This is a genomic window from Chroococcidiopsis thermalis PCC 7203, assembly GCF_000317125.1.
GTDB classification, from domain to species: Bacteria; Cyanobacteriota; Cyanobacteriia; order Cyanobacteriales; family Chroococcidiopsidaceae; genus Chroococcidiopsis; species Chroococcidiopsis thermalis.
Map to the genome: position 1 here is coordinate 5638484 of NC_019695.1, position 20218 is coordinate 5658701.

Annotated in this window: 20 protein-coding genes; 11 read left to right on the forward strand and 9 right to left on the reverse strand. The window is 46.5% G+C overall.

Features of this window, described 5'->3' with window-relative positions; all coding sequences use genetic code 11:
- Positions 1–51: 51 nt before the first annotated feature.
- Positions 52–930: a M28 family peptidase gene (locus tag CHRO_RS24590; protein ID WP_015156934.1), complete on the reverse strand. Its 879-nt coding sequence runs from the start codon at positions 928–930 to the stop codon at positions 52–54.
- A gap of 161 nt (positions 931–1091) precedes the next feature.
- Here CHRO_RS24590 and CHRO_RS24595 point away from each other — a divergent pair, with 161 nt between their 5' ends.
- Entirely contained in the window at positions 1092–1364 is a 273-nt protein-coding gene (locus CHRO_RS24595; protein ID WP_015156935.1) for a GlsB/YeaQ/YmgE family stress response membrane protein, read from the forward strand.
- A gap of 194 nt (positions 1365–1558) precedes the next feature.
- On the opposite strand, the gene CHRO_RS24600 is transcribed toward CHRO_RS24595, so the two are convergent.
- Positions 1559–1801 (reverse strand): RNA recognition motif domain-containing protein, encoded by a 243-nt coding sequence (locus CHRO_RS24600; protein WP_015156936.1) that lies wholly within the window; start codon positions 1799–1801, stop codon positions 1559–1561.
- Positions 1802–2289: 488 nt separating this feature from the next.
- Between CHRO_RS24600 and CHRO_RS24605 the strand changes: the two genes are divergently transcribed.
- Complete coding sequence (locus CHRO_RS24605; RefSeq protein ID WP_015156937.1) at positions 2290–3252, forward strand: lysylphosphatidylglycerol synthase domain-containing protein; 963 nt, start codon at positions 2290–2292, stop codon at positions 3250–3252.
- Positions 3253–3389: 137 nt separating this feature from the next.
- Positions 3390–3977, forward strand: coding sequence for a rhomboid family intramembrane serine protease (locus tag CHRO_RS24610; protein ID WP_015156938.1), 588 nt, complete (start codon positions 3390–3392; stop codon positions 3975–3977).
- Here CHRO_RS24610 and CHRO_RS24615 read toward each other — a convergent pair.
- Entirely contained in the window at positions 3955–4254 is a 300-nt protein-coding gene (locus CHRO_RS24615; protein WP_041462622.1) for a GNAT family N-acetyltransferase, read from the reverse strand. The genes CHRO_RS24610 and CHRO_RS24615 overlap by 23 nt on opposite strands.
- Positions 4255–4261: 7 nt before the next feature.
- On the reverse strand, positions 4262–6208 hold the full coding sequence (locus CHRO_RS24620) for a hypothetical protein (RefSeq protein ID WP_181824231.1): 1947 nt from the start codon (positions 6206–6208) through the stop codon (positions 4262–4264).
- 679 nt (positions 6209–6887) lie between these two features.
- Here CHRO_RS24620 and psaA point away from each other — a divergent pair.
- From psaA to CHRO_RS24635, 3 genes are all read left to right on the forward strand, one after another.
- Entirely contained in the window at positions 6888–9146 is a 2259-nt protein-coding gene (psaA, locus tag CHRO_RS24625; protein WP_015156941.1) for a photosystem I core protein PsaA, read from the forward strand.
- A gap of 64 nt (positions 9147–9210) precedes the next feature.
- On the forward strand, positions 9211–11424 hold the full coding sequence (psaB, locus tag CHRO_RS24630) for a photosystem I core protein PsaB (RefSeq protein ID WP_015156942.1): 2214 nt from the start codon (positions 9211–9213) through the stop codon (positions 11422–11424).
- 345 nt (positions 11425–11769) lie between these two features.
- Entirely contained in the window at positions 11770–12162 is a 393-nt protein-coding gene (locus CHRO_RS24635) for a hypothetical protein (protein ID WP_015156943.1), read from the forward strand.
- 268 nt (positions 12163–12430) lie between these two features.
- Here CHRO_RS24635 and CHRO_RS24640 read toward each other — a convergent pair whose 3' ends face one another.
- Positions 12431–12847 carry a DUF1499 domain-containing protein gene (locus CHRO_RS24640; protein WP_015156944.1) on the reverse strand — a complete coding sequence of 139 codons (417 nt, stop codon included), beginning with the start codon at positions 12845–12847 and terminating at the stop codon, positions 12431–12433.
- A 463-nt stretch (positions 12848–13310) separates the two neighbouring features.
- On the opposite strand from CHRO_RS24640, the gene CHRO_RS24645 reads away from it, so the two are divergent.
- A complete protein-coding gene (locus CHRO_RS24645) occupies positions 13311–13919 on the forward strand; it encodes a hypothetical protein (protein ID WP_015156945.1) in 609 nt (202 codons plus the stop codon).
- A 20-nt stretch (positions 13920–13939) separates the two neighbouring features.
- Here the strand turns inward: CHRO_RS24645 and CHRO_RS24650 are convergent, their stop codons facing one another.
- Positions 13940–15238 (reverse strand): recombinase family protein, encoded by a 1299-nt coding sequence (locus CHRO_RS24650; protein ID WP_015156946.1) that lies wholly within the window; start codon positions 15236–15238, stop codon positions 13940–13942.
- Here CHRO_RS24650 and CHRO_RS30895 point away from each other — a divergent pair.
- Positions 15232–15504, forward strand: coding sequence for a hypothetical protein (locus tag CHRO_RS30895; RefSeq protein WP_084739234.1), 273 nt, complete (start codon positions 15232–15234; stop codon positions 15502–15504). The genes CHRO_RS24650 and CHRO_RS30895 overlap by 7 nt on opposite strands.
- On the opposite strand, the gene CHRO_RS24660 is transcribed toward CHRO_RS30895, so the two are convergent.
- Entirely contained in the window at positions 15496–15864 is a 369-nt protein-coding gene (locus tag CHRO_RS24660; RefSeq protein ID WP_015156947.1) for a VOC family protein, read from the reverse strand. The genes CHRO_RS30895 and CHRO_RS24660 overlap by 9 nt on opposite strands.
- A 179-nt stretch (positions 15865–16043) precedes the next feature.
- On the opposite strand from CHRO_RS24660, the gene CHRO_RS24665 reads away from it, so the two are divergent.
- Positions 16044–16427, forward strand: a complete 384-nt coding sequence (locus tag CHRO_RS24665) for a pentapeptide repeat-containing protein (protein WP_041462623.1) — start codon at positions 16044–16046, stop codon at positions 16425–16427.
- Between the two features lie 96 nt (positions 16428–16523).
- Here the strand turns inward: CHRO_RS24665 and CHRO_RS24670 are convergent, their stop codons facing one another.
- Positions 16524–18005 (reverse strand): ankyrin repeat domain-containing protein, encoded by a 1482-nt coding sequence (locus tag CHRO_RS24670; protein ID WP_015156949.1) that lies wholly within the window; start codon positions 18003–18005, stop codon positions 16524–16526.
- A 191-nt stretch (positions 18006–18196) separates the two neighbouring features.
- Here CHRO_RS24670 and CHRO_RS24675 point away from each other — a divergent pair, with 191 nt between their 5' ends.
- Positions 18197–18667 (forward strand): DUF4079 domain-containing protein, encoded by a 471-nt coding sequence (locus CHRO_RS24675; RefSeq protein ID WP_015156950.1) that lies wholly within the window; start codon positions 18197–18199, stop codon positions 18665–18667.
- Between the two features lie 36 nt (positions 18668–18703).
- Here the strand turns inward: CHRO_RS24675 and CHRO_RS24680 are convergent, their stop codons facing one another.
- The gene (locus tag CHRO_RS24680) at positions 18704–19366 is read right to left on the reverse strand and encodes a DUF1997 domain-containing protein (protein ID WP_015156951.1); all 663 of its coding nucleotides are present in this window, start codon (positions 19364–19366) and stop codon (positions 18704–18706) included.
- A 184-nt stretch (positions 19367–19550) separates the two neighbouring features.
- Here CHRO_RS24680 and CHRO_RS24685 point away from each other — a divergent pair, with 184 nt between their 5' ends.
- The gene (locus CHRO_RS24685) at positions 19551–20213 is read left to right on the forward strand and encodes an NAD(P)H-binding protein (protein ID WP_015156952.1); all 663 of its coding nucleotides are present in this window, start codon (positions 19551–19553) and stop codon (positions 20211–20213) included.
- Positions 20214–20218: the final 5 nt, after the last annotated feature.

Here is a 20218-nt window from a genome sequence, read left to right on the forward strand (position 1 = left end):
GCTATTTGTAAGTTAGCAGTAGCTTGGGTACAGCTGCATGGCGCGATCGCTCTACCGTAATTGATAAATACCTTGAATTAATCCCTGACAAACACCCGTGAGAAAATCTAAATTTAAGGTTTCAATGCGATCGCTCGGTTTGTGATAATGAGGGTTGCGTAACATTGCTGTATCTGTAACCATCATCGCTCGATATCCTCGATCCCAAAAGGGAGCGTGATCGCTTAATCGCGTTTGGGGAACAATCCTACCTCGGTTGGGAACTGGCAGCCACTCGCTAGGAACTCCTACTTGGCGTATATTTCGGCTGAGATGAATTAAGTCAGGAACAATCGATAAATTACCGATTAAAGCAATGAAATCGCCGCGATTGGGATAGAAGCGTTCTAGGGGACTCGGATAGCGTTGCGATCCAGGTGTGGCATCGCTATAACCCAACATTTCAAGGGAAATCATTAGGCGTAGCGGTTGCTGCTGCTGGCGTAATAAATCGGCATATGCAGACGCACCCGAACCTACAGCGATACCGTCTTTTCCGGTAAATCCGTATTCTTCTAAATCAAATGCTACGAGTTGAATGGGATGTTTGGCTGGTTGGGTAGCCAAAGATTTTGCTAATTCTAGTAGTACCGATACACCTGTAGCATTATCGTCTGCCCCAGGCGTACCGGGAACGGTGTCGTAATGCGCGCCAATTAAAATTGGTGGAGGTTCTTTCTTACTACTTTGTTGCAAGCCAGGAAGATTGAGAATTAAGTTTTGAAAAGTTTGTCCTCTAATTTGAAATTCATGAATGTCTACCTTGCCCCATTGACTGAGTTCTGCATGAATATATTGGCGGACGAAGAAATGTCCTGCTGTTGATAGGAAAGGATCGCGATCGCGGACTATTTCCGTTAAGTGATTCTGCAAGCGTTGTTTGAGATCCACAGTCTGGTTTAATTTTTTACTTAAATAGTTTTCACCTTCATTGTCGTATAAACCGAATATATCTTGCGATTCTCAAATTTCTTCCGTGCGATAGATCGACTTTTTAGTATATATCAATACCATAAAAGTATTGAAATAAATTATTCAAAGGAGTTTGAGCAGTGAATATTCTAGCTTGGATAGTCTTAGGTTTAATTGCTGGTGCGATCGCCAAAGCTATCTATCCCGGTCGCCAAGGCGGTGGTATCTTAGGTACGATTTTACTAGGTATTATTGGTGCATTTGTAGGTGGTACTTTGGGAACTTTCCTCAGTACGGGAACCTTACAGTTGGCAGCCACAACATTTAGTATTCCTGGTATAGCTCTAGCAGTGCTTGGTGCAATTGTTGCTATATTTATTTGGAATGCAATCAACCGTCGTAGCGCTGTATAAATTGTTAGTAAAAGCGTAGCTAAAGTATAAAATCTAGAATCAATCGGGATAGGAAATTAGCTAATTTCCTATCCCGATTTTTTGATTAAATATTCGATATACAGCTCTGAATCCAAACAGGCAAAAATTTCTCTATAACTTCTTGTTCTAGAACCGATCTTTAAATAAGAGTCATGTCAGATTGTCAGTCAAACTTAATCCGAACTCACTTCTCGAATTTGTAAAGCATTACCCATCCACTCAGCACCGTGAAGCTGAAATTTTGCTATTTCTTCTTGAGGTTTTGCAGTCATTTGAACGAAGGCAAATCCTAACCCTTCACCTGTACTCCAGTGAGTCGGATAAAAAATATGTTTGATAGAACCATAATTGCCAAAGAGGTCTAAAATATCTGTTTGTGCTACTTGGTGCGGTAAGTTATTAACGAACAGGGTCATAAAAACACTCCTCTATCGATTCATGGCAATGCCTGGACTCTAGTATTCCCAAAATTTCATCAAAAATTTGGCTCGATAGATCGGCTTCGTTCGGAGATCCTCCAACACCCTTCAGGACTTACGCAGTCGATCCCCCAAACCCCCTTAAAAAGGGGGCTTAAAGTCCCCCCTTAAAAAGGGGGGAACCAGGGGGGATCGAGATCTCAGACTTTCTTGTGCGTAACTCCTGACCCTTTTTAGGCAGCTAAGCAAAATTGGGACGTGAGATGATGTCTAATTTGCGGCTTCTACCTATTGTTGCTGTGACAGTTTTGATTGTTACCGCTTGCGAGTCAGTAGTATTTATTTTTTTTGTATATTTAATAACAATTAACTCAGAATTAATAATTGACAGCACATCTACTACGTTAGATTCATGACTTCTGGCAACGTATTACGGGAAGATAATACAAATTTAGCTTTTTCGTAAAATTTATTAAGATTGCTAAATGAACCTCAAACGCTTATCTCAGTTTGGCTCTCCGATTTTAGGTTTACTCTTATTTGGAGTATCGTTGTGGGCGATCGCAACTCAATTGCGAGAGTTCGACTATCGAGATATTTTTCGCAGCTTGGCAGAAATTCCCAAAAGTTACATAGTCCTTGCACTGATTTGCACTGCGCTGAACTACTTGATGCTGACGGGGTATGATGCTTTAGCAATGCGATACATTCGCCGTTCCATACCTTTTCGGAAAGTGGCACTGACGGCGATTATTAGTCAGGCAATTACCAATACTGCCGGATTAGAACTCTTAACTGGCAGCGCGATCCGCTACCGATTTTATTCGGCTTGGGGGCTATCGACTCTAGAAATTGCGAAAGTGATTACTTTCTGTCACGTTAGCTTTTGGCTGGGTTTTTTTGCGGTAGCTGGCTTGGTGTTGATCGGCGAACCTGTATCTGTCCCCTCTTTACTCCGCATTCCCTCAAACTCTTTATTTCCGCTTGGTACGATATTTTTATTTTTAGTTGCAGGATATTTATTGTGGAATACTTGGAGTCACAAGCCGATGAAACTCGGCAAGTGGGGAATTCCGCGCCTTCCTGGTAAGCTTTCACTATTTCAAACAGCGATCGCGATCCTCGACTGGGCAATTGCAGGGGGCGTTCTTTACGTTCTGCTATTAGCTAACGCTCCCCTATCGTATCCAAGTTTTTTCGGGATCTACATCTTAGGACAGTTGGCAGGAGTTATTAGCAATGTCCCTGGTGGATTAGGCGTGTTTGAAACGGTACTCTTGCTGTCGCTATCAGCGCAAATTCCATCAGCCGAACTATTTGGGGCGTTATTAGCATATCGAGGCATTTACTACTTTTTACCTTTGATTGTGGCGATCGTACTGCTGGGGATTTATGAACTGCGGCAGCGATTCGAGAAAACAGAGTTTTCTCCGCGCAATCGTACCTAAACTTTCTGAACTCATTTTAAAATACAAGCACAGCCACAGATATTGTTGTATTTGCTGCCTGAGTCAGTGCAAATTATGCTTGAGCGAAGAAGTTTTGAGTGTGGGGGAGGCTGCTACCAACTTCGTAACTATGAACTATGAGTAAACAAGAATCTGGAGCGATCGCGCGGGAAATTCAAACCCAAATTTTAGTGTTGGGTGGACTCGCCGCCCTGATGTGGATTACCGAATTTATAGATATCTTCTTTTTTAGAGGTAGATTAGACGCTTTTGGTATTCGTCCCCACAGTTTTATCGGCTTGCGGGGCATTTTCTTAGCTCCTTTTTTACACGGTGGATTGGGGCATTTGATTGCGAATACAATTCCCTTTCTAACTCTAGGCTGGTTAGTGATGTTGCGGGAAACCAGCGATTTTTTTGTCGTTAGCATCATTACCATGTTCGTCAGCGGATTGGGTGTATGGCTGACTGGTTCGCCTTATTCAATTCACGTTGGCGCGAGTGGAGTTATTTTTGGTTATTTTGGGTTTTTACTCCTACGCGGCTATTTTGAACGGAGTTTTGCGGCGATCTTATTTTCTCTTGTTGTGGGCTTCCTTTACGGCGGGATGATTTGGGGAGTTTTACCGATACAATATGGTATTTCCTGGCAAGGGCATTTATTTGGATTTATTGGGGGTGCGATCGCGGCTCGTTTACTAGCTAAACCAAAAAAGAGGTATTGATAGTAGGGGCGCACAGCCGTGCGCCCTCAAGAGATCTAAAATTTTTGCTATCTTTGGACTCTATAGTAAAGGTGTATGCTTCGCCATTTTCCCAAGATATAATGCTGCGCTGATATGGCTCAACTAATTCTTCTTCCTTTGTAGGTGGTTCCCACAAGATACCATCATTGAAACCCTGATATTGAGTAGCAGAAAATGTGTGTGGAATATCTTCTAGAGAAACACATCTGAGCCTACATCTTTGTGTTTCAATAATGTAGCTTTGAGAAATTTTCATTCTATTGCTAATTGCGATCGCCCATACTTTCAGGTACACCAACAGACGGAACCAACTCCGCATCACCTGAATTTTTAGTGTCAGGAATTGGCTGTTCGCTTGGTTCTGTAATTTCTGGTAATGCAGGTGTCACATTAGGAGATGGCGTAACTTGAGGACGACGAAAACGATTGAAGTAACCACCAAATTTTTGACCAATTGGATTTTGAGTCTTTGGTGTTTCTGGCGCAATTGGTTTTGGTTCTACTGGTGTTGTTAACTCTGGTGCAGTTTCTTGAGTAGTTGTTTCCTCTTCAAGAGTATTTAACTCGGATGTGGGTGATTCTTCCACTTCAGGCAAAGTGGGTGATGGTGTAGCAGTTGGTGGACGACGAAAACGATTGAAATAACCACCAAAACGTTGAGAGTCGGGAGTCGGTAGGGGCGCACTGCTGTGCGCCCGTACTGGGGAGTCGGGAGTCGCTGGAGTCGGTGCGACTGGTGGCGTAATTTCTACTGCTGGTACTTCTGGGGCAATTTCTGGTAATGGTTCCGTTGCTTCAGGAGTCGTTAATTCTGGTGCAGGTGCTTCTACTTCTGGCGTTGGAGATGGTGCGACAACTGGAGAACGGCGGAAGCGGTTGAAAAATCCTTTCGGTTGTTCTTCCTCTAGTTTTTTTGGTGCTGCTTCGGGTTTCTCTTCTGGTTCTACAGCAGATTCTACTTCCGGCGAAATTTCTGGCTGTGGTTCTACAGCAGGTGGAGTTAACTCCGGTGCAGGAGATTCTTTGACTTCCGGTACAGTTGGGGATGGTGTAGCCGCAGAAGGACGACGGAAGCGATTGAAAAATCCTTTCGGTTCTTCTACCTTGGCTGGAGGTATCGGGGTTGGTTCTTTAGTTTCAGTTTCTGGAGTTTCAATCTTTGTTTCGGCAGGCTTTTCTTTCGTTTCGGTTGGTATTTCTTCTTCTGGTTGCGGTGGAGTAGTCTCTTCTATCGCTGGTGGTAAGGGTGCAGGCGCTGCTTCTACTTCACCCTTATAGTCAGGATCGACAATACCACGGGCGGCGGCGGCGGATAGTTCACCCCTTACCAGTTTTGAGAGAGTGTCTTGGCTATTCGGATCGTAGGAAATGACGCGGACGGTGTTATTAAATACATTTTTGACTGGGTTGCCTTGTTCGTCGAGAAATTCGAGTTGTACCCAGTTCTTGCCCTTGTTAAAACCCGAAAGATAAATCGGTTCCCAGCGATCGATGATAAAACTCTTGCCGTTAATCGTACAACGGATACGCCAGTCGGGAACTTCGTCTTGAGGATCGGCTTGGGCAGCGAGGTGTAGAGGGGCATTGGTAAGGTAAAAGTCGAGTAGGATTGGTTCTGCCCCGTAGCTACCTTTAGGACGACTGTAGGTTAATAATGGCTGGCTAGAGTTGGGGTTGTTGTCGTCGGTTTTGGTAAAAACGTGAAATGTAGTTTGGGCGTATGCACCCTCGTTCTTAAAACTTTCGTGCCAAGGGCGAGAAGCGAAGACGCGCAGGGTGTGAGTCCCTGGGGATAGGTTGGATAGAACAAAAGGTTTTTGCACGTCGTAGACGGCTTCGTAGGGCTGGTTATCGAGAATAACGTGAAGATGGGGTCCTAAGCCTAAATCTGAATTTTGAAAAATGGGTAGGTCTTGAACTTGAAAGCGGGCTGATACCGTATCGTCTTGCAGCACCTCATCGGGCTGGGGAGACAAGATTTTCACTTGCGGCTGACGAAATTCCAAGGCTTGACGCAGTTGCAGAATAGCTTCCGGCGGGGCGACTTCGGTAATGTTACCTGCAAGTTGGACGGGGCTACGGGCGTTTGGGGGAGTAGCGGCACGTAAAGTATCCGAACTGCCACAACTTACCAAACCTAAGCTCAAACATGCTGCGGCTAGAACTGCGATCGCAGCCTTAGCCATTTTTCGTAGTTTTGCGATCGCCACCACCCCGAATGCTCCTCATACTCGAAATTTACTATCACCCTCAATCTAAATTTTAAGGGTTTGGGGTCGATCGCCTGAAATGATTTACAGATTGTGCCAGATGACCGAGAAGGAGTCAGGAGCCAGAAGTCGTAGGAGCGGGTTCACTAAATCTCTCTGACTCCGACAAGTATTTCGGGTGAACCCGCCCGTACAGGAATTGCTGAGTCAGAAGTCAGAATTTCTTATTGTTTCCTTATCATGGCTAATTTTTAGCGATCCGAGGGTATTAACGGTCACATGTGACTTATACATTCTTTACAACTATAGCTACTCAGAAACTTCTGTCTCAAGATATAACTCCTGGCTCCTGACTCCTGACTTCCGGCTCCTTTCTTCATAAGTGTTGCAAATTATTTAGCTTTGTAAATTATATAAATAACCCCCTTGACTTTTTTCACAGTCATGGAAAGTTGGACACCTGAACCTGCTTAATGTTGAGCAATTTTGAATTATTGTTAACAAACGCCTAAGATGAAGACAACCGAGATTTTATAATTCATCAGAAAGCAGTTTCACGATCGGTCTTCTTGTCTACCTGATGGATGTCATAAAGCAGACAAAATGGTTGGCTTCTTCAAAGAAAATCGATTTGTGAATTAAACCACTCCTGTTTCCTTGTCAAGAGAGGAGAGTCTAAATGACGATCAGTCCTCCGGAGCGAGAGGAAAAGAAAGCAAGAGTTGTCGTCGATAACGATCCGGTTCCAACTTCATTTGAGTTGTGGTCAAAACCAGGACACTTCGATCGCACCTTGTCTAGAGGTCCCAAAACCACAACCTGGATTTGGAACCTGCACGCCCTCGCACACGATTTCGATACGCATACCAGCGACCTAGAAGATATTTCCCGTAAAATCTTCGCCGCTCACTTCGGTCACTTAGCGGTGATCTTCATCTGGTTGAGCGGGATGTATTTTCATGGCGCTCGTTTTTCAAACTATGAAGCTTGGCTAGCCGATCCGCTGGGCGTGAAGCCTAGCGCTCAGGTCGTCTGGTCTGTTGTTGGTCAAGACATTTTAAATGCTGATGTCGGTGGTGGCTTCCACGGCATTCAGATTACATCTGGGTTTTTCCAAATTTGGCGTGGTGCTGGCATCACGAACACGTTCCAACTCTATTGCACTGCCATTGGCGGTTTAGTCATGGCGGCGCTAATGCTGTTTGCTGGTTGGTTCCACTACCACAAACGCGCTCCTAAGTTGGAATGGTTCCAGAATGTCGAGTCAATGCTGAACCACCACCTAGCAGGATTGTTAGGTCTAGGTAGCTTGGCATGGGCGGGACACCAGATCCACGTATCTTTGCCAATTAACAAGCTGTTGGATGCTGGGGTAGCGCCAAAGGATATTCCTTTACCGCAAGAATTTATCCTCAACTCCAATTTGATGACTGAGTTGTATCCCAGTTTTGCTCAAGGTTTAACACCCTTCTGGACGTTGAACTGGGGCGCGTATGCTGACTTCCTCACCTTCAAGGGCGGGCTTAATCCCGTGACTGGCGGACTGTGGTTGACAGATCAAGCGCACCATCACTTGGCGATCGCCGTATTGTTCATCATTGCCGGACACATGTACCGGACGAACTGGGGCATCGGTCACAGCTTGAAGGAAATTCTGGAAAATCACAAAGGACCCTTCACCGGAGACGGTCATAGAGGTCTGTTTGAAAACATGACCACTTCCTGGCACGCTCAGTTGGGAACCAACTTAGCCATGCTGGGTTCGCTGACGATTATCGTGGCGCATCACATGTACGCGATGCCTCCGTATCCGTACTTGGCAACCGACTACGCCACCCAGCTGTCCATTTTCACGCACCACATGTGGATTGGCGCTTTCTGTATCGTCGGTGGTGCGGCTCACGCCACCATTTTCATGGTGCGGGATTACGATCCAGCCACGAACATGAACAACGTTCTGGATCGAGTCCTTCGTCACCGCGACGCTATCATTTCTCACCTCAACTGGGTGTGCATGTTCTTGGGCTTCCATAGCTTCGGCTTGTACATCCATAACGACACGATGCAAGCGCTCGGTCGTCCCCAGGATATGTTCTCGGATACGGCGATTCAACTTCAGCCCGTATTCGCGCAGTGGGTGCAAAACCTACACACCTTGGCTCCTGGTTCTACCGCTCCTAACGCCCTCGAACCCGTCAGCTATGCTTTCGGTGGCGGCGTGCTGGCTGTAGGTGGAAAAGTCGCCATGATGCCGATCGCGTTGGGTACGGCGGATTTCATGATCCACCACATCCACGCTTTCCAAATCCACGTTACTGTACTAATCCTGCTTAAGGGCTTCTTGTTTGCCCGTAACTCTCGCTTGATCCCAGACAAGGCTAACTTGGGCTTCCGCTTCCCTTGCGACGGTCCAGGACGCGGCGGTACTTGCCAAGTTTCTGGTTGGGATCACGTATTCTTAGGGTTGTTCTGGATGTTCAATACGATTTCGATCGCCGTCTACCACTTCAGCTGGAAGATGCAATCGGATGTGTGGGGCACGGTAGACCCAGACGGTACGATCAATCACATTACGGCAGGCAACTGGGCGTTGAGCGCCACTACGATCAACGGTTGGTTGCGTGACTTCCAGTGGGCGCAAGCCGCTCAGGTCATTCAGTCCTACGGTTCGGCACTGTCCGCTTACGGACTGCTGTTCTTGGGCGCTCACTTTGTCTGGGCATTTAGCTTAATGTTCTTGTTCAGCGGTCGCGGCTACTGGCAAGAACTGATCGAATCGATCGTTTGGGCGCACAACAAGTTAAAAGTCGCTCCCACCGTACAGCCTCGTGCTTTGAGTATCATTCAAGGTCGAGCTGTGGGGGTAGCTCACTACCTCTTGGGTGCGATCGTCACGATCTGGGCGTTCTTCGAGGCGCGAATACTTTCAGTAGGTTAGCATTCAGTCATCAGCAATTCTTATGGATTGCTGATGGCAATAGGTCAGAGGATTCACGTAACCTATGGCAACAAAATTCCCTAAATTTAGCCAAGACCTAGCCCAGGACCCGACAACACGTCGGATTTGGTACGGCATCGCAACCGCTCACGACTTTGAAAGCCACGACGGGATGACTGAAGAGAATCTCTATCAGAAACTCTTCGCCACTCACTTCGGTCACTTGGCAATCATCTTCCTGTGGGCATCTAGCCTGCTGTTCCACGTCGCTTGGCAAGGCAACTTCGAGCAGTGGATTAAAGACCCACTACACGTCCGTCCCATTGCCCATGCAATTTGGGACCCGCAATTCGGCAAAGCCGCAGTTGATGCTTTCACCCAAGGTGGTGCAAGCTATCCCGTTAACATTGCTTACTCTGGTGTTTACCACTGGTGGTACACCATTGGGATGCGGACAAATAACGACCTCTACATGGGTTCTGTCTTCCTGCTGCTGCTAGCGTCTCTCTTCCTGTTCGCTGGCTGGCTGCACCTGCAACCCAAGTTCCGCCCCAGTCTTTCCTGGTTCAAGAGCGCCGAGCCACGCCTCAACCACCACTTAGCTGGTCTGTTTGGCGTTAGCTCCTTAGCTTGGACTGGACACCTAGTTCACGTTGCGATCCCCGAATCTCGCGGACAGCACGTTGGTTGGAGTAACTTCCTCACCACCCCACCTCATCCAGATGGGCTACAACCCTTCTTCTCTGGTAACTGGGGCGCTTATGCTGCTAACCCTGACACTGCCAATCACGTATTTGGCACGAGTCAAGGCGCAGGAACCGCAATTCTAACTTTCTTAGGTGGTTTCCATCCCCAAACCCAGTCCTTGTGGCTGACGGATATGGCACACCACCACCTGGCGATCGCTGTATTATTCATCGTCGCCGGACACATGTACCGTACCAACTTCGGTATCGGTCACAGCATCAAAGAAATGCTCAACGCCAAGAAATTCTTCGGCGCTAGCACTGAAGGTCAGTTCAACCTGCCTCACCAAGGCTTGTACGACACGATCAACAACTCCCTGCACTTCCAGCTGTCTTTGGCACTGGCTGCACTGGGAACGATTACATCCTTGGTCGCGCAGCACATGTACGCGATGCCTCCCTATGCATTCATCGGGCAGGACTTCACGACACAAGCAGCGCTGTATACCCATCACCAGTACATTGCTTGTGCGTTGATGTTGGGTGCGTTTGCCCACGCTGCAATCTTCTGGGTACGCGACTACGACCCAGAGCAAAACAAAGGCAACGTTCTCGATCGCGTCTTGAAGCACAAAGAAGCGATTATCTCCCACTTGTCTTGGGTGTCTCTCTTCTTGGGCTTCCACACCTTGGGTCTATACGTCCACAACGACGTTGTAGTAGCCTTCGGTACTCCTGAAAAGCAAATCCTGATCGAACCAGTTTTCGCGCAGTTCATTCAGGGCGCTCACGGTAAAGTACTGTACGGCTTCGATACCCTGCTATCGAATCCCGATAGCGTTGCTTCCACCGCTGGCGCTGCATGGCTGCCTAACTGGTTGGATGCAATCAATAACGGCACGAACTCTCTATTCTTGACCATCGGTCCTGGCGACTTCTTGGTACACCACGCTTTTGCTTTGGCGATCCACACAACCGTGTTGGTACTCGTTAAAGGCGCGTTGGATGCCCGTGGTTCCAAGCTGATGCCCGATAAGAAAGACTTCGGTTATGCCTTCCCTTGCGACGGTCCTGGTCGTGGCGGTACTTGCGACATCTCCGCTTGGGACTCCTTCTACCTAGCTGCTTTCTGGGTACTAAACACTGCTGGTTGGGTCACGTTCTACTGGCACTGGAAGCACTTAGGTATTTGGCAAGGCAACGTAGCTCAATTTAACGAGTCTTCGACATACTTGATGGGCTGGCTGCGCGATTACCTGTGGCTGTATTCAGCTCAGCTAATCAACGGCTACAACCCATATGGCATGAACAACCTGTCTGTCTGGGCTTGGATGTTCCTCCTCGGACACTTGATCTGGGCAACTGGTTTCATGTTCCTGATCTCTTGGCGCGGTTACTGGCAAGAATTGATCGAAACTTTGGTCTGGGCGCACGAGCGGACTCCTCTAGCGAACCTGATTCGCTGGAAAGACAAGCCCGTTGCTCTATCCATCGTTCAAGCTCGGATTGTTGGCTTGGGTCACTTCGCTGCTGGATACATCCTCACGTATGCTGCGTTCCTCATTGCCTCCACGGCTGGTAAGTTTGGCTAATGCCTCTACCTAGTTGTGTAGTTAAATGAGAAAATCCCTCACCTACGGGTGGGGGATTTTTAATTTTTGATGATTGGACTTTTAGTAGATGTTTTTGATGTGGTTAAAAGATAAATTTTGGATCGTGGTTGAAGAAATCAAGAAAAGATTTTGTGTCGCGCATCAGCCGTAGGTGAAGCGTAGCGTTAGACGCAAAGGCGCGAAGAGAAGCGCAACACTGAAGAGCGCAAAAGTATTAAGTCTGTAGGAGTGGCTTCAGCAAAAATATTTGTTTCTACACCAGGAACTTAATTAACCCACCCCCACCCAATGATTCACCCATAAGAATCGATATAGGAAAGAAACATGAGTCGCAAGAAGCAAACCCGAAAATCGATTAACGTAGATGGTAATCGTCCCGTCGATCCTAGCGATCTAGAAGTCAAAGAGACGGTAAATATTGACGGTCAACGCCCTATCGCTGCCGATCGCAATGAAGTGCGCGATACCCTGAATGTGGATGGTCAGCGTCCCATTACTGCTAGTAATCTGCAAACTCAAGAGACATTGAATGTAGACGGCAGCCGTCCAGTCGATCCCAGCAATCTAGACATTAAAGAGACAGTAAATATTGACGGTCAACGCCCTATCGCTGCGAATGATTTTAAAGTTGACAAGACGTTGAATGTGGATGGTCAGCGTCCAATCTCTTCAAATGACAAGGCACAACCTGAGATGCCTTCAGACTTTGTAGATTAATTCGCGAGATAGACAAATTAGTAAGGGCGCACAGAGGTACGCCCAGAAAAACATATAGCAATTGACAGAGAAGGCGATCGAATTGAAAATTGTGTCACATTTATGTCACATTAGCCTTCTATTCTATCTTTCAGTAGACCAAACAGTCTGCTTCCTCATGCAAAGATTCAAACCCTCCTCAAGCCACAGTAGGAGGGTATTTTTTTGTCAGTGACCAGTGACCAGTGACCAGTGACCGATTATCAGTTTTATTTCTTTTCTTCTTGTACTAAGCGGAATTTTGTACTTGTAGTTCTTGAAACTGCGCTCGAATCGTCTCGATTCTTTTGCGATTCACGCCCAGATCGGATTTACCCAATCGAGAAGCCGAACGGACGTGGAAGACTTGTGCGTCGCGATCTAAATAAAACTCGACATCATCGACAAAACCCACGATCGCACTCGTGAATTCAGCATAGATATAGCTGTCAGTTTCCGTCACAATATTTGTTTTCGGTAAACTTGAGATAACTTGTTTGAGTTGGGTCAACGCCACCTCAGGAGCAGATGTATAGTTCAGCGGCTCTACCTTATGGCTAGCATCTGTACTTTGACTAGAGACGCAGTTTGGTGTATTCGGACATGGGGCGAGCTTACCATCGCGCACGCCCAAGTTATTTGGTCTATTTCCTGTAAATATACCCACACTCTTTATCGGCGAGACATCTATCTATGAATTTTAATATTGTATTGCTCATGTTAGTTGCGATCGCGAGCAATTAACATTTTCTCACGATAGTTACGTTGTGACGCGGCTCCAAACTGGAAACGATCGAACTCAGTAAGATCTATCTTGTTACAGTTCTTTGTGACAAAGACGATCTGTGTAGATTTTTTAATATTTTCTTGGTTTTTCGAGATTTTGTTGTAAAGCGAAGTTTAAATTTTTCAAAAAACTTTAATTAACCTCAAGCACTCGCGCTACGATTAATTTTAGTAAATTAAAGTATATACACCAGTAAGAAAGCCTACAAGGTTCAAGAAAAGATTTTAGAGACAATCTCGTCTAAACTAGAAAAGTTGAGTTAAATTCGGACTGCGATCGCAAACGATCTGGTAAGAATGAAAATGTAAATAAATCATTTTCAGGAAAAGATAAGGAGTTAATAATGAGTGCATCGACAGAGGACGATATCAAATATATAGATGGAGAATCTCCAAAAAACGAGTCGATTTCACCTGGAGCAAATGGTTCTCAATATGCTCAGGTAGAAAATTTGAGTAGTGGAAGTTTAGATAAAATTCGAGAGATTCTCTTCGGGACGCAAGTTCGAGAAAATAATAAAAGATTCAACCGGATTGAAGAACGACTGCTGAAAGAATTTACAGAACTGCGGGAAGATACAAGAAAGCGCATGGATGGCTTGGAAGCCTACATCAGACAAGAGATTGAATCTCTCACAGAAGTCGTTAAAAAACAGCAAGTCAGTCGAGATGAAACTTTAAAAGAACTGACCCAAGAACATAAAAACCAAGTTGAAAATCTAGAGAGAAAGCTTTTTGATTTGGACGAGCAAACAAATAAAATTGCCCGAGATTTACGCCAGCAGATTTTAGACCAATCTAAAAATATGAACGAGGATATAGGCAAGAAATATGCGGAAATTCTAGCAACAGTTGAGCGAGAAACTCAGGAAATTCGGAGCGACAAAGCTAATCGAATTACATTATCGGCTTTATTTGCAGAACTAGCAATGCGCCTGAGAAGCGAAACCTAATATTGCAGTGAAGCCTAATATTAAAAAACAAAAACTAAGCGTACCTGCCAAGCCGTATCTTGCCGCAGAATCTGAATTTGGTCGATGAATTCGCGAAAGTAGAAGCGACGCTCCGATTCAGATAAATCGAACCAAAATTGAGGAATGGATACAGCCTGAGCTACGGAACGTAAATTAACTGGTGGTAAAGTCGCAAATTGAGCTTGTAACTGGGAAATTTCCGCGCGCAGTTTGTAGGCGCGTAAATTAGCAGTCTCTTCATCCAAAATACCTGTACTAGTAAGCTGAGAAAGTTGAGCTAGAATCTCTTCCCGATTGGCGATCGCGTTGAGTAAAGACTGCTTTGCTGCATCCAATTGCGGAAAATTCATTTGAGCCACAGCATTAGGTAAATCGCGGCAAATAGCAGCAATTGTTTGTTCTAATACCTGTTCGTAGGCAATAGCACCGCATTTAGGGCGATGAGGACATTGTAAGGCGCGCAAGTAGAGATATTCTCGCTTTTGACGACGAGCAGTAACGCTCACAACCGTCATTGGCGCTTGGCACTCGCTACAATTTGCTAATCCGACGAGGGAACGAGGAGCGCTAGCAGTTCTCGGCGGGAGCTGGCGGTTACGCCGCAACAGCCGATCGATCTGAGCCGCCTCTTCGCGAGAAATAATTGGTGCGTGAGTATTGGCGATCGTCTCACCGTTTTGATAAGCCGTATCGCCTCGATAAACAGGATTCGTCAGCCAACGTCGTCCGGTAGTCACGGAAATCTTTTTGCCGTATTTTTGTGCTAAATGCCGTACTGCTCCGCGCAAAGAACCGAACAGGAGAAAATTTTCAAAAAAATCTTTCACAACTGGAGCAGTCGTGCGGTCGATCGCGTATTTTTCTTTACCACGCCGATAACCATAGGGAGCTTTACCAGGAGGAGGCAAGGCATTGAGACGAGTGCGAGCGTGTCCTTGACGCAGACGACGGCTGCGCTGCTGTTGTCCTATGGTGTGTAGAAGTTGAATTAAATCTGTCTGTAGCGTTAATTCACTCCCCAAATCGGTTGCTAAAGACGATTCACCGATCGCTACCTTTACACCCAGAGCCTGTAATTGAACCAAGCGATCGCCAATTTCTGCCATACTATCGCCTAGATCGTCCAAGCGACGAATATACAAACAGTTTGGTGGTGCTGTCTGACAGTCACTCAACAACTGCTGCAACTGCGATCGCTGCCCTAAGTCTTGATAAACTCGATCCATACCCTGCCATCGACCGAGATCGGGTGTCGGATCGAGGAGAGGATCGGTATAGCAGTAAGCAAAGATTGTCATTAAGTCGGGACAAGGGGGACAAGGGGGATAAGGGGGACACGGGAGACAAGGGGGACAAGGGGGACACGGGAGACAAGGGGGACAAGGGAGACAAGGGGGACAAGGGGGACAAGGAAGACAAGGAAGACAAGGGGGACAAGGAAGACAAGGGGGACAAGGGGGACAAGGAAGACAAGGGGGACAGGGGAGACAAGGAAGACAAGGAAGAATTTCTAGTCACTAGCCACCAGCCACTAGCTACTGATAACAATTACCCATTACCCTGATAACTGACTCAATTCGATGATATTGCCGTCAGGGTCTTGGGTAAAAAGAGCTGCGCGACCGGAAGCGCTCATTTGAATAGGACAGTTGTGAGCCAAAAGTCTTTGCTTGGCAGCATCTAGATCGGATACAGCAAAAGCAATATGAGGATTGCGACCCAATTTTTCGGGGTTTTGAGTTGTAAAAGGTACGCTGGGTGCAACAATCAGGTGAATTTGATACGTGCCGACTTGATACCAACTACCAGAAAATTTGAGCGATCGCTCGACTTTGGCTAATCCCAAAATTTCCCCGTAGAAGCGATCGGCTTGCTCTAAATTGGAGACTAGTATAGCTGTATGAAGACATTGCTCGATTTGCATAAATTGCTCCACCTTCCCCAACATCAGTATCTAATCTTACTTTTCTCGCTTTTTATATTTGCAAAACTTATACGAGTAAGCACTCTTGCGACTGTAAGTCACGACTACACAGGCTCTAGAGTCCGTTCGCTCAAGCTTGATGCTTACTACCAATCCTACTGTGAGAATCGATGGTGAAGATGAACGTTTCAGAACTAATCGAGCGCTATCAAGCTGGAGAGAGAGATTTTAAAGGCATCGATGCCATCAGTGCTGCTCTGAGCGGCGTAAATTTGAGTGGTGCTAACTTGAAAGAAGCATCTTTGAGCGAAGCCGATTTGAGTGGAGCGAATTTAAGCGCAACAAACCTGCAAGAAGCCTCTTTGAGTATGGCAAATCTTACTCATGCTGACTTAAGCGGTGCTAAATTGAATGGTGCTAATTTATCTGGAGCGAATCTCAAAGGTGCTAACCTGAGTGGAGCAGAATTGAAAATGGCAAATCTTACCCAAGCCAACTTAACCGATGCCAATATGGACGGTGCTAGTCTTTGGGGAGCATATGTAGCTGGAGCGAAACAGTGAGCAGTGAGCAGTGAGCAGTGAGCAGGGGGGCAGTTATCAGCGATCTGTTATAACTTCTGACTTTTGACTTTTGACTTTTGACTTTTGACTTTTGACTTACGACTTACCCTCAAGGGCTTGGAGCGATCGCACCACATTTTTATAACCGTTAAACTCGGCGATCGTCAGTGCTGTATGTCCGCCACGATTTTTTAAATGAACATCTGCCCCTGCATTTAATAATAATTCTACGGCTTCGCTGTAACCTCGATGGGCTGCCCACATCAGAGCTGTGGCTCCGGCTGCATCTTGGCGATTTACATCTGCGCCTTTTTTTAATAGCTTTTGCATCACACCGATCTGGTTGCGGTCTGCTGCTTTCATCAGCGGGGTTTTACCGTCTGCTGTTTGGATATTTGGGTCTGCGCCATAGTTTAACAATACTCTGACTGTCTCAGTGCGACCGAGGCTAGCGGCAAGGTTGAGGGGAGTTTCGTCTAAATTTCTGACATTAGGGTCTGCACCCCGCCGCAGCAATGCTTCAGCAATTTGGCTGTGTCCTTGCAAAGCTGCTACCAGTAGCGGAGTATCGCCAAGTTGATTTTTGACATTGACATCAGCACCGCGATCGAGTAGGGTCTCTACTACATCAGCGTAGCCTTCAACGGTAGCCAAATGTAAGGGGGTCTCTCCATCTTTGTCCTTAGCATTAATGTCAGCGCCGTATAGAAGCAAAGCAGAGGCGATCGCTCCCTGTCCGCTAGCTGCTGCGATCGCGACTACCGTACTACCATCTTCCGTCCTTGCCTTCACGTCAGCACCGGCTTCCAACAAGGCTTTGACAATCTCTAGGTTTCCTCCGTCTACTGCCAATGTGAGAGCTGTTTCGCCAGCATCATCTTTTGAATTCAGCTCAGCACCTTTAGCTAGCAACAATTGAGTTACGGCAACATCACCTCTTTGCGCAGCTTGCATGAGTGCCGTTCTACCTTCCCAATTTTTGCCATTCACTGCTGCACCATGTGCCAGCAAAATTCTGACTAGCTGAGTGTTAGCTGTTGCTGTTGCTAGAGTTAAAGCTGTTTCGCCTGCTGTGGTTTGGTTTGGATCTGCCCCTGCAACGAGTAAAGCTTGGACGACGCGATCGTGTCCGTGCTGGATAGCTAGGAGCAGTGCTGTATCCTCATCTTTGTCTCTAGTATTGACATCTGCACCTGCTTGTAACAAGATTTGTACGACTTCGAGATCTCCTTTGGCAGCTGCTACCATCAAGGCTGTGCTGTTATCGTCATTACCAGCATTAACATCTGCTCCCCTCGCAATCAGGAGTTCGATCGCGTCGAGACGGTGAGAGGCAGCCGCTAACATCAAAGCCGTAATGCCAAAAAGTTGCCGGTGGATATTGGGATTGGCATTGCGATCGAGCAACACGCGAACGATTTCTCTATATCCAAGTTGAGCGGCAAACATCAAGGCTGTCGTACCCTCTCGATCGCACTCGTTAGGGTCAGCGCCGCGATCGAGTAGCGCTGTTACCTGCCCAACGTCGCCACTTTTTACCGCTCGAATTAAGGAGACACCACGACTATCCATGCTCATAATCATCTCATAAAGCGTGGTGCGTGGTGAGTGAGGAGAATTCGGAATTCATTGTGACTTGCGACTTGTGACTTGAATTGTTCCCTCCGCTCCTCTACTCCCGACTCCTCTGTACGGGCGCAAAGCAGTGCGCCCCTACCGACTCCCTACTATAATTTTTATAAAGATTCTTAAAGCCAGGTGAACGCACGATGAATACTCTACTCTCCCCAGAAGTCAAGTTCTGGCTCAATTTTTTCCATCCAGTCTTGATGTGGATCTTACTAGGAGTGTCAATTTATGCGCTCTATTTGGGTATACAGTGGCGACGGGCAAGAACTGCTGAAGGCGAGAAAAAGAAAGAGCTGCTCAAAGGCAGATACAATGTCAAACACTACCAAGTTGGTTCGGTGATTTTGGCGCTGATGGTATTGGGTGCGATTGGTGCAATGGCTGTGACTTACATTAATAACGGCAAGCTATTCGTTGGACCTCACCTTTTAGCGGGATTGGGTATGACAGGAATGATTGCTATTTCTGCTAGCTTGTCCCCTTTCATGCAAAAAGGACAAGATTGGGCGAGATACACCCATATTGTCCTAAATGCCACGATTTTAGCTCTATTTAGTTGGCAAGCCGTAAGTGGAGTACAAATTGTCCAGAGAATTATCACTAAACAGTAATCGCATTTGGTGTTAGAGCGCGATCGCGCTCTAATATTAACTATGACGGCGCTTCGATTTTTTGGGAAAAGTTAAATTGAAGGACGTGTGAAAATCTTCCTGTACTTTGTGAGTTAGACGGCGGGAGACTTGACGCACGATTTGATTCAAGAGGCGATCGCCTGTAGCTTGAATGACAGATTGCGGCAAGCGCTGAATGAACTTGGGAAAATGCAAATAAACCGATAAATCGAGTTCCCACTCGACTCCAGTAACGACACCGCTGTAATGACTGTTAGTACTAGCATCCACTAAATTCATCACTGCCTTGAAGTCTACGTCGTAGCCAGGAGCAACGTAATTTGGAATGGCGATCGTTCTAATTCGATAAGCGCCTGACTCTGGAGGTAGAAGTTCCAAACCGACTTTAGGTTCTACTTCGTAATTGAAGGCACCAAAGCGACCGACTGTCAAGGCATAACCGTTAGCGCCAAGTGGCTCTACTGTCATCGGCTGAGCGCAGCGACAAAACCAACCCTGATGGGCGTTAAGATATTCGGCAACAGTATGCACGTCAGCATACATTTCCATACAGTCGGTAAACTGACCGTGAAAACGAGTTAGTTTCTCGGCTGGTACTTCTACCTCTGGCACGGCTGCTGCATCCCAAACCGTTTCTGAAGCCTCCATGTATTGGTATTCGCGATTGCTTGACAGCATAAAAGCCCTTGTGTCTAATCTGGTCTCTATATTCAGGATGCCCACGATAAGTTAGAGGTTGCTGTTCCCAACTCGATCTTTACTAAAACAAAACGTCAATCTGGCAGAGTTCATCAAATGTTTATCAAATTTAAAATTTAGAGATAGCAGGACAAATAACTGTCGTTTATTTAACATAATCACTATGAAAGCATTTGTAGCAGGCGCAACAGGTGAGACAGGTCGCAGGATCGTCCAGCAACTCGTGGCACGAAATATTCCCGTGCGGGCGCTGGTGCGAAACTTGGACTCGGCTAGAGCAATTCTACCTAATACTGCCGAATTGGTGCAGGGTGACGTGCTACAGCCAAGTAGCTTAGAAGCTGCGATCGCAGATAGTACGGTCGTTTTGTGTGCGACAGGAGCAAAACCGGGCTTCGACCCCACAGCACCTTATAAAGTAGACTACGAAGGCACGAAAAATCTCGTCGATGTTTCTAAAGCCAAAGGCATCGAGCATTTTGTTTTGGTGTCTTCGGTTGGTGCGTCGCAATTCTTCCATCCACTCAACTTGTTTTGGTTAATTTTGGTTTGGAAGAAGCAAGCGGAAGAGTACATTCAAAAAAGTGGTTTGACTTATACAATCGTCCGTCCTGGGGGGTTAAAGAATGAAGATAACGCAGATAAGATCGAGTTATATTCTCCCGATACGCTGTCTTTAAGCGGTAGCATTCCGCGTACCAAGGTAGCTGAAATCTGTGTGGAAGCTTTATTTCAACCAGCAGCGCGGAATAAAATTGTCGAGGCGATCGCCAAACCAGAAGCCCCAGAGAAGAATTTGGCGGATTTGTTTGCAGGCGTTGCTTAAATAGG